Origin of the sequence: Streptosporangium sandarakinum, from assembly GCF_013409935.1 — a bacterium.
Classification (GTDB): Bacteria; Actinomycetota; Actinomycetes; order Streptosporangiales; family Streptosporangiaceae; genus Streptosporangium; species Streptosporangium nondiastaticum.
Map to the genome: position 1 here is coordinate 1708973 of NZ_JACCCO010000002.1, position 14009 is coordinate 1722981.

Here is a 14009-nt window from a genome sequence, read left to right on the forward strand (position 1 = left end):
AGGAGGGTGCGCGGACGGGCGGCCGATGGGGGTTTCGGCAGGTGGGAGCCGGTGAGGAACGAGGAAGGAGCCGTCCGCCTCCGGCGGCGGCCCGCAGGGGGGCGGACCGGTGCCGCCGGGGATGAGCGCCGCGCTCGGGGGCAGGGTCTCCCGGTCACCCGTCCGCACCGCCGAAGGAGGACCGCATGGCCGACACCGCCATCATCGACGTCGACGGCACCCTGGTCGACACCAACTACCAGCACGCGCTCGCGTGGTACCGGGCTTTCAACCGCTACGACGTGGTGCTGCCGCTGTGGCGCATCCACCGGCACATCGGCATGGGGGGCGACCAGATCGTGGCCGCACTCGCCGGGGAGGACGTCGAGCGGGAGCACGGCGACGCGCTGCGGGAGGCGTGGACCGAGGAGTTCGACAAGATGATCGACGAGGTGCGGCCCTTCGAGGGCGCCACCGACCTGCTGGTCGAGCTGGGCCGACGCGGGTTCGCCGTGGTCCTCGCCTCCTCCGGCAAGCCGGAGCACGTCGATCACTTCCTCGACCTCATCGACGGCCGCGAGCACTGCAGGGCGTGGACCACCTCCGAGGACGTCGAGAAGACCAAGCCCGCCCCCGACCTGATGAAGGTGGCGCTCGCCAAGGTCGAGGGCGCCTCGGGGGTGGCGGTCGGCGACTCCACCTGGGACTTCCTCGCCGCCGGCAAGCTGGACCTGCCCGGCATCGCGATCCGCACCGGCGGGTTCTCGCCCGAGGAGCTGCGCGAGGCCGGCGCCGCCCACGTCTTCGATTCGATTCCCGACCTGATCGACGGGCTCGACCGCACGCCGCTCCGGAAGGCCACCTGACGACGTCGCCCCCGCCCGGGGGCGGGGGCTTCCCGGAGGTTTCCGATGAACTGGTACCCGCTGCGTCTCAGCAGCCCCGTCCGCGACTACGTCTTCGGCGGCCGGGCCATCGCCGAGCGGCTGGGCCGTACCGGCCTCCCCCATGGTCCCGTCGCCGAGACGTGGGAGGTGAGCGACCTGGAAGGCGAGAGCGCGGTGGTGAGCAACGGCCCCCTGGCCGGGTGCACGCTGCGGGAGCTCGTCGAGGACCGGCCGGGCGAGCTGGTGTGCCACGGCTGGAGCGGGCCGCACTTCCCGGTGCTCACGAAGTTCATCGACGCCACCGGCATGCTGCCGGTGCACCTGCACGCCGACGACGCGACCGCGCGGCGGCTGCAGGCCCAGCCGAACGGCAAGACCGAGGCGTGGCACATCCTGGACGCCGCACCCGGCGCCACCGCCCTGGTCGGCGTCAAGGAGGGCGTGGGCCACGACGAGCTGCGCGCCGCGCTCCTGGAGCAGGACTTCGACGCGGTGATGCGGCGGCTCCCGGTGCGGCCGGGCGAGACGGTGTACGTGCCGGGCGGGACGCTGCACAGCTTCGGTCCCCGCACCCTCGTCTACGAGATCGAGCAGACCTCCGACATCCATCAGCACGCCATGCCCTGGCGCATGGAGGACGGCTCCCCCCTGGGGAGAGGTGAGTGGCACGCCGGCGTCGAACGGCTGCTGGAGGAGTGGCGGCCGGAGCCGCGGCCCGACTTCCAGCCGGGCCTGCGCATCCCCGCGGGCGAGGACGTCGAGCGGGTGATCTGCTGCGCCGGGCCGTACTTCGCCCTGGAGCGCTGGCGGGTGGCGGCCGGCGTGTCGCCGGTGTGCCGGTTCGACACCGCGCTCGTGGTGAGCAACGCCGGCGGCCCGGTGGCGGTCGAGGCCGGCGGGTGGTGCGAGACCCTCGGGCCGGCGCGGACGCTGCTGCTGCCCGCCGCACTCGGCCTGGTACGGGTCAGCGGGCCGGCCGACCTGCTGGTCGGCTACCTGCCGAACCTGGAGCGCGACATCCGCGCCCCGCTGGCCGCGAGCGGCTACGGGCCACAGGTCATCGCCTCGCTCGGGGAGGGTCTGGCGGCCTGAGCCGCGCGGACCCGGCGGTTCGGGACGCGCGGACCCGGCGGTTCGGGACGCGCGGACCCGGCGGTTCGGGACGCGCGGACCCGGCGGTTCGGGACGCGGGAAGGAGCCCCCGCGGGGGCGGGGATGAGTTATCACGCCTCTCACCTGGGCAACCAGCAGGGATGGACCATTCAGAAGCACCGGTGCTGGAGGCGCTCGCCGCCTACCACGCCGAGAAGCAGCTGCCGTTCACCCCGCCGGGCACAAGCAGGGGCGCGGCGCCGACCCGAGGGTCCGCGCGGTGCTGGGGGACGCCGTCTTCCACTCCGACGTCCTGGCCGTCAACGGCCTGGACGACCGCACCTCCTCCAAGGGGATCCTGGAGCGGGCCCAGGAGCTCATGGCCGACGCCGTCGGCGCGGACCACACCTTCTTCTCCACCTGCGGCAGCTCCCTGTCGGTCAAGGCCGCCATGCTGGCGGCGGCAGGCCCGCACGAGAAGCTGGTACTCGGCAGGGACGCCCACAAGGCCATGGTGGCCGGGCTGATCCTGTCCGGTGTCCGGCCGGTCTGGGTGGACCCGAACTTCGACCCGGACCTGCACCTGGCCCACCCGCCGTCGGTCGAGGCGTTCACCGCGGCCTTCGACGAGCACCCCGACGCCAAGGGCGCGCTGGTGACCAGCCCGACGCCGTACGGCACCTGCGGCGACCTGGCCGGGCTCGCCCGGATGTGCCACGAGCGGGGCAGACCCCTGCTGGTGGACGAGGCGTGGGGCGCGCACCTGCCCTTCCACCCCGACCTGCCGGTCTGGGCGATGAACGCCGGCGCCGACGTCTGCGTCACCTCCATCCACAAGATGGGGTCGGGGCTGGAGCAGAGCTCCGTCTTCCACCTGCGGGGCGACCTCGTCGACCCGGAGGCACTCAAGTCGCGCGCCGACCTGCTGAGCACCACCAGCCCGTCGGTGCTGATCTACGCCGCCCTGGACGGCTGGCGGCGGCAGATGGCCGAGCACGGCCGTGAGCTGTACGACCACGCGCTGGCGCTGGCCGGGAGCCTGCGCGAGCGGATCTCCGAGATCAAGGGCATGCACGTCCACACCCGGGACGACTTCTGCGGGCCCGGCCGGGCGTCCGACATGGAGAGGAGTCCGCCGCCAGGCTGCTCACCGGGCTGAGGGACCTGGCCGAGCACGCCGGTGAGCTGCCCCCGGGCCCGTCGATGGACGTCCCCGACCCGCGGGAGCTGCGGCTGGAGCAGGCCATGCTGCCGCGGGACGCGTTCTTCGGCCGTGCCGAGCGGGTGCCGTGGCGGGAGGCCGTGGGCCGGGTCTCCGCGGAGATGCTCACGCCGTACCCGCCCGGCATCCCCGCCGCGGTGCCCGGTGAGCGGCTCACCGAGGCGGTGCTGGACTACCTGCGCACCGGGGTGGACGCCGGGATGGTCGTACCGGACGCGGCGGACCCGGAGGTCAGGAGCGTCCGCGTCGTCGCCGGGGAGTGACCGCCGCCCCCGGCGGGCGGCCTCCGCACCGGCGAGGGCCGCTGCCGTCCGGTGGCGGGGCCGGATCGCGAGGGCGGCACCGAACGGCCGGGGCACCCCGACCGTTCGCCCTTTTCCGACTTTTCCGGCTTTTTCATCCTCGATGTACCCTTTCGATCACTTACGCCTTGACCAGGGGAAGACGACCCTTTACAGCCCTTTGACATGACTGTACGTTGTCGTTAAATCACCCTGTGCATTCGAGGAATGTAGGTGAGACCATGCCCGAAAACGGCAGCGAACGCCCTCCCGACCCCCGGGTGGCGTTCGCGAGCGCGGCGGAGGCCAACGCCGGGGAGCGCAACGAGCGTCCCGGGGCGGCCGACCGCGCCGTCATCACGGTGACCGCCGACGAGCACCTCCCGCCCCTGGCCGAGCAGGCGTTGGACGACCGGCCGCTGACCCTGCGATTCACGGAACCGGAGGAGTAGGCCATGGAGCTGCACTTCCGCAACCGCTACGTGTCCAGGGTCTGGGTGGCGATCATGTTCTACAGCCCCGTCACCTGCCGCGACTACGGCCAGTGGGGCACCCGCGGCTGGTGGGCCGTCGACCCGGGCGGTGAGGCGTTCGTCCTCAACACCGACAACCGCTACGCCGCCTTCTACGCCGAAGCCGCCAACGGAGCCGTCTGGACCGGCCCCTACGGCCCGATGTACGTCTACCAGACCGCCTTCGACTCCTGCCTCAACATCGGCAGCACCGCGGCCAGGCGCGTCGGCACCCGACTGGTCGACATGAGCGGCTACTCCCGCTACTACGTGAACCTCGTCGCCTGACGAGGCCCCTCACCGGGCGCCGGCCCGGCACCGGCCGATCGGCATCGCGGTGAGGAAGCCCCCTTGAGCGCCTCCTGGGAGACGGCTCCGAGGTCCGTCCGGCCTCGTGTCTCCTTCCGCTGACCCGTCCCCCTCCGACCGGGAGGCGCTCACCCCGAAACCGGCCGCCGAGGCGCCGGCCCCGAAGACGCCCGCCGGCCCCGAACCCGCCCGCCGGCCGCCGAGGCGCACCTCGCCCGTCCGGGACGCCTTTCCGTACGGCTCGCCGCCCCGGCCGACGCCGGCTAGGGCTCGATGTTCTTGCGCAGCGCGGCGAAGTAGAACCCGATGGCGATGGCGCCCACCAGCGCCACCATCCCGACGGTGGTCCCCTCCGCGCCGAAGAGCGAGGTCAGCACGATCGCGACGGCGAAGACGAGGGGCACGCCGATATCGAGCCTTTTGCGGTTCACGATCCTCCTTCTCGGTTCGCCTCGCGGCTTCACCGCCCGTTGTCCAGGGCGATGCCGTCCGGCGAGGCAGGATCAACCTAGCGCCCCGCACGCGAACCCGCGCACGGCCGCCGTCCCGCGACCCGGCGGGGCACCCGCCGAGCACCGGCCCCACGGCCCGGGGGAGCACGCCGGCCGGGTCGCCCGGCCGCCGGTTCCACGGCTCAGCGGGACGCGCCCCGGGCCACCGCGATCATCTCGGCGAACCGGCGGTAGCGGGTCAGCTCCTCTCCCACCGGGTCCAGCACGAACTCCCGGGCGACCTGACCCACGCTCGCCCGGAGCGCCCGGGACGCCCGGCGCGCCCGGCGGCGCCCGCCCAGCCACGCGGCCACCCGGCAGAGCAGCGCGATCACCAGCCCGAGGAGCACCCCGCCGAGCAGCAGCAGGGTGGGCCAGGGCAGCTCCCCCACGGTCGGCATGTAGGGCCGGGGAAGCCGCAGGTAGTCCATGGCGATCAGGCCGAGCAGCCAGAACGCCCCGGAGAGCGCCACCAGCAGCACCAGCCACTGCGCCAGCCCCGCCGCCCTCCACCACGCGGGCCGTCCCGACACGCCGAGCGAGGTGGTCGCCACGGCGCGGTCGAGGCCGTCCTCCAGCTCGTCCGCGCGTGCCCGGGCCGCCTGCCGTACGGCCGCCGCCCACGGCTCGGGCAGGCCCTCCGAGGCGGTCCCGGCGGTCTCGCGGACGGCGGTGTCCATCCGCGAGCGCTGCACGGCGGACGTGGCCGGGATGGAGGTGCGGCCCACGGGCCCGCCGCCCTCCGGCGTCGCGGGCCCGGCGGCCCCCCTCGTCGCGGACGGGGCGGGAAGGCCCAGGCGGAGGCGGCGCAGCGGGTCGGGCCGCAGCCGGCGGATCCACCGGGTCGGCGGCCAGCCGGTCGCGACGACGGAGCGGTGCCGGTGAGACTTGGCCACGGCGGCGACCACGACCGGGACCCCCGCCGCCTCCGACAGCGCGCCGGTCAGCGGCCCCGCGAGGCCGTCCAGGGAGACCTCCGGCGGCGCGGCCACCTCGATCGGGCCCGTGGCCGAGGCGCCGGCGTCGCGCACCACCCCGAAGGCCGGGCCTCCGCCGAGTCCGGGGCCGGAGCCGGGACCGGTACCGGGGCCGCCGGCGTAGAGGTCCGTGCCGGCCATGACGGACTCCCCGTCGTGGAGACCGGCGCCGCTGGAGGCCAGGGCGAGCGCGTCCGAGGCCGTACCGACGTCGGCGGCCAGGCGGGCGGCCCACGAGCGGCGGTTCGCGACGCGCGAGGCGAGCAGGGAGCGCAGTTCGTCCACGCCCTCCCCGGTGCGCGCCGAGACCGCGACCAGCGGCACCCCGGCCAGCCCGTCGTCGTCGAGCAGCCGCCGCAGGTCCGCCAGGCAGCGTTCCACGGCGGCCGGGGACAGGCGGTCGATCTGGTTGAGGACGACCACCGTGACGTCGCGGTGCCGGGACAGCGGGCGCAGGTAGCGGTCGTGCACGGCCGCGTCGGCGTACTTCTGCGGGTCCAGCACCCACACCAGCAGGTCGACCAGCTCGACCAGCCGGTCCACCTCCAGCCGGTGCGCCGCCTCGATCGAGTCGTGGTCGGGCAGGTCGAGCAGGACCAGCCCGGGGACCTCCCCGCTCGCCCAGCCCCCGGTGACGGCGTCATCGGAGGCCCCGGCGTCCACCTCGTGGCGGCGGGAGATCTCCAGCCAGTCGAGCAGCGGCCCGGCGCCCGTCCCCTCCCAGAGGGCCGCCTGCGCGGCCGAGGTGGTCGGCCGGGTGACCCCGACCGTGGCGAGCGTGGTGCCGGACAGCAGGTTGAACAGCGAGGACTTGCCGCTGCCGGTGGCGCCGGCCAGCGCCACCGCGGTGTGGTCGACCGACAGGCTGCGCCGCACGCCGGCGCGGGCGACCACCGAGCGGGCCCCGGCGACCGCGACGGGGGCCAGCCGCCCGTCGGCGAGGTCGGCGGCCTCGGCCAGCGCGTCCAGCCGGTCGTCCAGGGAGACCGTGGTCCTGCGTCGCAGCAGCTTCACGCCTCACGCCCCTCGGTGCCGTTCAGCGGAACGGCGTCCGCTCCGCCCCGCGACACGCCGCCCAGGCCGTCCATGCCGTTCACGCCTCCGGTGGAGCCGCCGGGCGGCAGCGCGCCCCGGCCCTCGGCGGCCGCCGGGATCTCGCGCCGGTGCTCCCGTACGGCCCGCGCCGCGGCCCGCAGCGCCCCGGCGGTGTCCCCGGGCGGCTGCACGGCGTCGAGGAGGTCGGTGAACCGGGTGGCCTCCGCGCCGAGCAGGGAGGCGACGCGGGCCCGCAGGTCGGCCCGGGCCTTGACGGTGAGGGTCCGCACCGCCTGGTCGCCGAAGACCGCCTCCAGCAGCTTCTGGCTCAGCACGCTGGTTCCCCCGGCGATGCCGACCTCGATGCCGGTCAGGCCCCCGGTGGAGGCGAACACCGCGAGCATCAGCAGCAGGCCCGCCCCGTTGAGGCCGTAGGAGGTGACGCGGGCGGCGGTCCGCCGGTCGGCGCCCTCCTCGCGGACCAGGCCGAGGACGTACTCCTGCCAGCCCCGGACGGCGGCCTCGGAGCGGGCGGGCAGGTCGGTCGCGGCCCGGCCCAGGCGCCCGGCCGCCGCGACCCCGGCCTCCTCCAGCAGGGCTCGCCCGGAGGGGTGCGACGACCACGACTCCAGCGCGCGTTCGGCGGCGTCGTCGGCCGCCGCCCTGATCAGTGCCTCCACCCCGCTCTCCAGGGCGACGCGCAGCTCGCTGTCCGGCGCGGGCCGCCCGGTGAACATCGCCACCAGCCGGTCGCGGAACCGGCCGACCCGGCTCTCCAGGGAGCGCATCAGGTCGCCGGTGCCGACGAAGTCCTGCCAGCGGGCCAGCACCTCCCCGCGCAGCAGCGAACCGTCCAGCATGCCCTGGTCGAAGGCGGCCAGCCCGCCCGAGTAGGCGGCGCCCGTCATCGAGCGGAGGTCCTCGGCCGCGGCGCGCTGGCGGTCCACCGCGTCGGCGAGGGCGGGGACCCGTACGGCGAGGCTGTCCAGGGCGCCGGACAGCGTCTGGCGGACCACGTCCGCGCGGGCCTGGGCGTCGGCGGCGATGCCGGTCAGCCAGTCGGCGATCGGCTGGACCGCCGGGCGCGGCAGGCGGGCGTTCTCCTCGGGCAGGACCAGCTCCGGCACCTCGAACAGGCGTGTCCCGCCCAGTCCGTTGGCCTCCAGCAGCCGCCCGAGGTCACGCTCGACCACGCCGACGGCCTCGGGCGGGACGCGCGACAGGATGACGGCCAGGGCCGTGCTCCGCTCCCGGGCCGACCGCAGGAACCCCCACGGCACCTCGTCGGCGTAGCGGGAGGCCGTGGTGGTGAACAGCCACAGGTCGGCGGCGGCGAGGAGCTGGGCGGCCAGCTCGCGGTTGGCGGCGACGACCGAGTCGATGTCCGGCGCGTCGAGCAGGGCCAGCCCCGGTGGCAGGCCGGCGACGGTGACCACCCGCAGCGTGCCGGGCTCCCCGGAGCCGCCGCCGGTGACGCGGGGCAGGCCCGGCAGGACGTGCTGTTCGGTGAACCACGCCTCGTCGGCGGGGCTGGTGACCAGGGTGGGCGCCAGCGTGGTGGGCCGCAGGACGCCGGGCGTGGTGACGTCGGCCCCGACGATGGAGTTCACCAGGGTCGACTTGCCCGCCCCGGTGGAGCCTCCGACGACGGCCAGCAGCGGGGCGTCGATCGCGCTCAGGCGCGGGATCAGGTAGTCGTCGAGCTGGCCGGCCAGCTCGCGCAGCGCCCTGCGGTCCGCCTCGACACCGCCGGTCTCCAGGGGCAGCGGGTCAGGATCGAGGCGGCCCCGCAGCTCCCGCAGCGCCTCCAGCAGACCGCCGTTCCCGTTCATAGGACCGGTCCTTCCCGAAAGGGAACGGCCTAGACGTCCAACGTGATCGGTTCCGCGCCCGGAGGCCGACCGGGTGAAGGCGGGCGGACCACGACGAGGACGGACACGGCCGGACGGCGGGGCGAGGGCCGCACGAGCCTGACGAAGACGGACGGACCCGGACGGGCCCCACGGAGAACGTCCCGGAGACGGGGTCGCACGGGGAACGACCCGGAGACGGGGTCCCACGGAGAACGACCCGCGTACGGCCCCGCGCATGAGAAGGGCCCCGCCGTCCGACCGGATCACGGGGGCGAATCCGGTAGGCGACGGGGCCCGAATCCCCGGTGCCCGAGGGCGGACCGGAACGGTCTCGCCTCCCCCGCAGCTGGAGGCGAGCCCTGATCCGCCACGGTCACGGGGAGATCTGGGGTGACGCGGTGACCATTGGAGCAGCCGAACCTCAGGGACAGATGAGGCGAACCTGAGTATTCGCTGAAAGTTCAATCATCCCGGGGAGGGCGCAGGACGTATCCCACGCCCCTCAGAGTGTGGATGAGGCGGGGCTCGTTCACGTCCACCTTCCGGCGGAGGTAGGAGACGTAGGACTCCACGACCCCGGCGTCGCCGCCGAAGTCGTAGTTCCAGACGTGGTCGAGGATCTGCGCCTTCGACAGCACCCGGCCGGTGTTGACCATGAAGTAGTGCAGCAGCTTGAACTCGGTGGGCGACAGCCGCACCGGCTCACCCGACACCCAGACCTGGTGGGCCTCCTCGTCCAGTTCCAGCGTGCCGACCTGCAGCCGGGCGGGGATGTCGAGGTCGCCCCGGGTACGGCGCAGCACGGCCCGGATCCGGGCCACGACCTCCTCCAGGCTGAACGGCTTGGTCACGTAGTCGTCGGCCACCCGCAGGCCGGCGACCTTGTCGTCGGTCGCGTCCCGGGCGGTCAGGAAGAGCACCGGCGTCTGGCCGCTCACGTCCCGCAGCCGCCCGGCGACCGAGAAGCCGTCCATGTCGGGCAGCATCACGTCCAGCACGACGAGGTCGGGGCGGGTCCGCTCGGCGAAGTGCACCGCCTCCCGCCCGTCCGCGGCGGTGATCACCTCGAACCCCGACCTGCGCAGGCTGGCCGAGAGCAGCTCACGGATGTTCGGCTCGTCGTCCACGACGAGCAATCTGGCCTCGGCTCTGTCCAGCACGATCACGAGGTTCGCTCACCGCCCTGGAACGCAGCTCAGCCCAGGCTGAACATTTGCTGAGAAAACGATTTCAGTACGCGGACCGCCATCGCCGCCGGGAAACGGACCCGATTCCGGCCCCCTTTCCCGCCGGCGAGACGGACCCGGTCCCGGACCGCCGTCGCCGCCGGGCCCGCGCCCGCCCGTCACCCCCGGCCGCCGCCCTCGCTGATCGCGGTGGCGGTGATCGAGCCGTCCCCGGCCCGCTCCCCCTGGACGACCACCACGCCACCGGGTTCCAGGTCGGTGACCTTCCCCTTCTTCGAGACCCGCACGGTCGTGTCGTCGCCGGTGTTGACCGTCACGACGGAGCCGTCCCTGGTCTGGACGTAGACCTTCGTGCCCTCCACCCGCTGCACGGTGCCGACGGCCGCCCCGCCGAACCCGCCCCGGCCGCCGAAGCCGCCGCCCGGACCGGTCCGGCCGTTCTGCGTGCCCTGGTCACCCTGGCCGTTCTGTCCGGGCTGGCCGCTCCGCTGGCCGCCGCCGAAGCCCCGACCGTCCCCGAAACCGCTCCCGGAGCCACCGGGACCGCCGGAGCCCTGCCGTACCGCGGCGTTCGACGCGGCGGGACCCGCGGCCGGGCCGCCCAGCGCCTTGTGCGCCTGGATACCCAGGACGATCCCGGCGACGAGCACCACCCCGGCGCCCAGCACGAGCGTGAGCGTGGACGGGCCGCGCCGCGGCGGGCCCGTCAGTTCCGTCTCCAGGTCGTCCCCGAAGGGAGAGCCGTCGAGCACCTCCCCGGCGGGGACGGTGCCACCCGGCCCGTCGGCCGGTCCCGCGCCCTCGTGTTTCCCCTTGGGCCCCATGTGTCTCTCCTCAGCCTGAATGCGCGCGGCGCGCGCCGTACCGGGTCACTCGTGGCGCAGGGCCTGGATGGGGCGGAGCTTGGCCGCCCGGTTGGCCGGGTAGCCGCCGAAGAACAGCCCGATGCCCACCGAGACGCCGAGGGCCAGCGCGATCGAGGACGGCACGACCACGGGCTGGATGCCCGCGACCGGGAGCCGGCTGCCGGCCAGCGCGACCAGCACGCCCGCCAGCCCGCCCGCCAGGCTCAGCACCGTCGCCTCCGTCAGGAACTGGCCGAGGATCGCGCTCCGGGGCGCCCCGATGGCCTTCCTGATGCCGATCTCCCTCGTCCGCTCGGTCACGGTGACCAGCATGATGTTGGTGATGCCGATGCCGCCGACCAGCAGGGAGATCGCGGCGACCGCGCCGAGCAGCGCGGTGAAGACGCCGATGGTCGAGCTGACCGTCTCCTGCAGGGCGGCCTGGTTCAGGATGCGGTAGTCGGCGGCGCCGCCGGGGGCGATGCCGTGCCGCTGGTCGAGGATGGCCGTCACCTCGTCCTGGGCCGCGTCCGTCGTGTCGGCGCCGGTGGCCTGCACGATGATCGAGCCGAGCGGGCCGAACCCGGTCAGGCTCTGCTGTACGGCCGGCAGCGGCACGATCGCGACGTCGTCGGCGTCCTGCATCCCCGACGAGCCCAGCTCCCTGAGCACCCCGACCACCGTGAACGGCACCCCGGAGACGGTGACCTGCCGGCCGACCGGGTCGGCGGCCCCGAACAGCTCGTCGGCCACGGTCCGCCCGACCACCATGACCTTCCGGGCGGCGACCACGTCGTCGTTGACGAAGTACGACCCCTTCTCGACCACCTTGTTGGTCGCCTCGAAATAGCTGGGGTAGGTGCCGACGAGCTGGGAGACGGTGTGGCTCGTCCCCTCGTACACGGCGGCGGTCCCGTTCGCGGTCACCACCGGCGACACGCTCCGGACCGACGGGGCCTGCGCGCGGTCGGTCAGCGCCCGCGCGTCGTCCAGCGTGAGCTGCCTGGCCTGGGTGCGCGGCCCGCCGCCCCCGCGCCCGCGCCCGCCGGCGAACCCGCCGGGGCCGCCGCCCGCGAAGGACGCGGAGACGGTGAGGGTGTTCGACCCCAGCCGCTGGATGTTCTGCTGGATGGACCGCGAGGCGCCCTCGCCGAAGGCGACCAGCAGGATCACCGCGGCGACCCCGATGAGGATGCCGAGTGTGGTCAGGAAGCTGCGCAGCTTGTTGGCCGCCAGCCCGCGCAGCGCGAACCGGAGGATCTCGAACCGGCTCACGCGGGCACCTCCGGCGTGCGGGCCCGGGGCGGGGCGCCCTCGGCGGGCGCCTGCCGGCGGTCGTCGACGATCCGGCCGTCCACCAGGCGGACCACCCGCTTGGCGTGCTCGGCCACGTCGTCCTCGTGGGTGATGATCACGATCGTCCGGCCGGAGACGTTCAGCTCGTCGAAGATCTCCAGGACGTCCCGGGTCGAGGCGGTGTCAAGGTTGCCCGTCGGCTCGTCGGCGAGCAGCAGGGACGGCGCGGTCACCAGCGCCCTGGCGACGGCGACGCGCTGCTGCTGGCCGCCGGACAGCTCGTTCGGCTCGTGCCGGACGCGGTCGGCCAGGCCGACCCGCTCCAGGGCCGCCAGGGCGCGGGCCCGCCGCTCGGCCGCCCCGACCCCTCCGTACGCCATGGGCAGCTCGACGTTGGCGAGCGCGCTCATCCGGGGGATCAGATTGAACGACTGGAAGACGAAGCCGATCTTCCGGTTGCGCAGGACGGCGAGGCGGCGCTCGTCCAGCGACCCGACGTCGGTGCCCTCGATGAGGTAGCGGCCCGAGGACGGCACGTCCAGGCAGCCCAGGATGTTCATCAGCGTGGACTTGCCGGAGCCGGAGGCGCCCATGATGGCCACGTAGTCGCCGCGCTCGACGGTGAGGGACACCCCGCGCAGGGCGTGGACCCGGGCGTCGCCCTCGCCGTACACCTTCGACAGGTCGCGGACCGACAGGACGGGGACGCTCACCGGCCACCGTCCCCGCCGCCACCGCCGCCGATCCGGCCCAGGCGGCCGGTGCCGCCCCCGCCTCCGCCGAGGCCGGGGAAGCCGCCCTGCTGGGAGGTGCCGGCGGCGGCCGGGCGGACGACCTGGTCGCCCTCGGCGAGACCGGACGTGATCTCGGTGAGGGTGAGGCCCCTGACACCGACCTCGACCGGGGTCGTCACCTGCCGGCCGTCCCGCAGGACCGTCACCGTAGTGCGGCCACCCGCCGTGGAGACGACCGAGGAGGGGACCGCGAGGACGTTCTCGGCCCGGCCGACGGTCACCTCGACGGTCGCCGTCTGGCCGAGCCTCACCTCTTCCGGCGCCTTGGCGAAGGAGATCGTCACCGGGTACTGCACGACGTTGTCGCTGGTCGTGGCGGTCGGCTGGATCTGGGTGACCTCGCCGCCCGCGGTGACACCGGGCAGCGCGTCGAACCGGACCGCGGCCTGCTGGCCGACCTTGAGCCTGGTGACGTCGGACTCGGTGAAGTTCCCGACGAGCTGGAGCCTCCCGGTGTCGGCGAGCTCGATGAACCCGCCCGACCTGGCGGTGGAGCCGTTCGACGCGTTGCTCCCCGACGCGCCCGAGCCGGACCCCGAGCCCGAGGCGGACCCCGACTCCGAGCCGGAGGCCGAGGCCGACGACCCCGAGGCCGAGCCGCCGACGGTGCCGTTGACCGCGGTGACCGTGCCCGCGAACGGGGCCTTGATGACCGTGCCCGCCGCGGTCCGCCGCGCCTCCCGGTAGGTGTTCCTGGCGGTGACGTACCGGGCGTAGGAGGCGGCGGTGGAGGTGTCGTCGTCGGCGGAGTCGAGCGCGGCCGCCGCCGCGTCCAGACTCTCCCGGGCGGCGGTGTCGTCCAGGCGGGCGAGGATCTGCCCCGCGCGCACCTTGTCACCGGGGGCCACGTAGATCTTCTCCACCGTGCCGCCCGTACCGAACCCCAGGGAGCGCGACCGGGCGCTCGTCACCGCTCCCGAGGCCGACACCGAGGCGACCACCGTGCCCCGGGTCACCGCCACGGTCCGCGCGGCGGCTCCGGCGGACCCGGCGGCCTCCGCCGAGGAGGACTCCCCGCCCAGGGAGGAGTAGGCGATCCCCGCGCCGCCCAGCAACAGGACGGCGAGCGTCCCGTTGACGATCAGCGCTCCGCGCTTGGTCGACAGCTTCACAGGGCGGTACCTTGGCGCACCTTCCTTAGGCGCAGCCTCTAGATCGCTGAAGGTTTCCTGGGGACCCGCGGGGCTCCGGTGGAGATACGCAGGAAACCCTCAGGTGTTCCTGAGGAGAGAGTGGATCGGGCACGCCA

Annotated in this window: 14 protein-coding genes; 6 read left to right on the forward strand and 8 right to left on the reverse strand. The window is 74.4% G+C overall.

Annotation, left to right across the window (positions count from 1 at the left end; genetic code table 11):
• Positions 1-185: 185 nt before the first annotated feature.
• From HDA43_RS26295 to HDA43_RS26320, 6 genes are all read left to right on the forward strand, one after another.
• A complete protein-coding gene (locus tag HDA43_RS26295) occupies positions 186-845 on the forward strand; it encodes an HAD family hydrolase (protein ID WP_179826093.1) in 660 nt (219 codons plus the stop codon).
• A gap of 45 nt (positions 846-890) precedes the next feature.
• Positions 891-1958, forward strand: coding sequence for a type I phosphomannose isomerase catalytic subunit (locus tag HDA43_RS26300; protein WP_179826095.1), 1068 nt, complete (start codon positions 891-893; stop codon positions 1956-1958).
• 280 nt (positions 1959-2238) lie between these two features.
• A complete protein-coding gene (locus HDA43_RS26305; protein ID WP_312873541.1) occupies positions 2239-3117 on the forward strand; it encodes an aminotransferase class I/II-fold pyridoxal phosphate-dependent enzyme in 879 nt (292 codons plus the stop codon).
• A gap of 44 nt (positions 3118-3161) precedes the next feature.
• The gene (locus HDA43_RS36095) at positions 3162-3443 is read left to right on the forward strand and encodes an Orn/Lys/Arg family decarboxylase (protein ID WP_179826096.1); all 282 of its coding nucleotides are present in this window, start codon (positions 3162-3164) and stop codon (positions 3441-3443) included.
• Between the two features lie 260 nt (positions 3444-3703).
• Entirely contained in the window at positions 3704-3913 is a 210-nt protein-coding gene (locus HDA43_RS26315; protein ID WP_179826098.1) for a hypothetical protein, read from the forward strand.
• 3 nt (positions 3914-3916) lie between these two features.
• Positions 3917-4261 carry a DUF1036 domain-containing protein gene (locus HDA43_RS26320; protein WP_179826100.1) on the forward strand — a complete coding sequence of 115 codons (345 nt, stop codon included), beginning with the start codon at positions 3917-3919 and terminating at the stop codon, positions 4259-4261.
• Between the two features lie 284 nt (positions 4262-4545).
• On the opposite strand, the gene HDA43_RS26325 is transcribed toward HDA43_RS26320, so the two are convergent.
• The 8 genes from HDA43_RS26325 to HDA43_RS26360 all read right to left on the reverse strand — a co-directional run bounded on the left by HDA43_RS26325 (position 4546) and on the right by HDA43_RS26360 (position 13872).
• On the reverse strand, positions 4546-4713 hold the full coding sequence (locus HDA43_RS26325; RefSeq protein WP_179826102.1) for a hypothetical protein: 168 nt from the start codon (positions 4711-4713) through the stop codon (positions 4546-4548).
• Between the two features lie 203 nt (positions 4714-4916).
• The gene (locus HDA43_RS26330) at positions 4917-6764 is read right to left on the reverse strand and encodes a GTPase family protein (RefSeq protein WP_179826110.1); all 1848 of its coding nucleotides are present in this window, start codon (positions 6762-6764) and stop codon (positions 4917-4919) included.
• A complete protein-coding gene (locus HDA43_RS26335) occupies positions 6761-8617 on the reverse strand; it encodes a GTPase family protein (RefSeq protein ID WP_246424514.1) in 1857 nt (618 codons plus the stop codon). The genes HDA43_RS26330 and HDA43_RS26335 overlap by 4 nt, the downstream gene beginning before the upstream one ends.
• Before the next feature lie 482 nt (positions 8618-9099).
• Positions 9100-9804, reverse strand: coding sequence for a response regulator transcription factor (locus tag HDA43_RS26340; RefSeq protein ID WP_312873542.1), 705 nt, complete (start codon positions 9802-9804; stop codon positions 9100-9102).
• 179 nt (positions 9805-9983) lie between these two features.
• Positions 9984-10649: a hypothetical protein gene (locus HDA43_RS26345; protein WP_179826112.1), complete on the reverse strand. Its 666-nt coding sequence runs from the start codon at positions 10647-10649 to the stop codon at positions 9984-9986.
• 45 nt (positions 10650-10694) lie between these two features.
• Entirely contained in the window at positions 10695-11945 is a 1251-nt protein-coding gene (locus HDA43_RS26350; RefSeq protein WP_179826116.1) for an ABC transporter permease, read from the reverse strand.
• Positions 11942-12679, reverse strand: coding sequence for an ABC transporter ATP-binding protein (locus tag HDA43_RS26355; RefSeq protein ID WP_179826118.1), 738 nt, complete (start codon positions 12677-12679; stop codon positions 11942-11944). The genes HDA43_RS26350 and HDA43_RS26355 overlap by 4 nt, the downstream gene beginning before the upstream one ends.
• Positions 12676-13872, reverse strand: a complete 1197-nt coding sequence (locus HDA43_RS26360; protein ID WP_179826120.1) for an efflux RND transporter periplasmic adaptor subunit — start codon at positions 13870-13872, stop codon at positions 12676-12678. The genes HDA43_RS26355 and HDA43_RS26360 overlap by 4 nt, the downstream gene beginning before the upstream one ends.
• Positions 13873-14009: the final 137 nt, after the last annotated feature.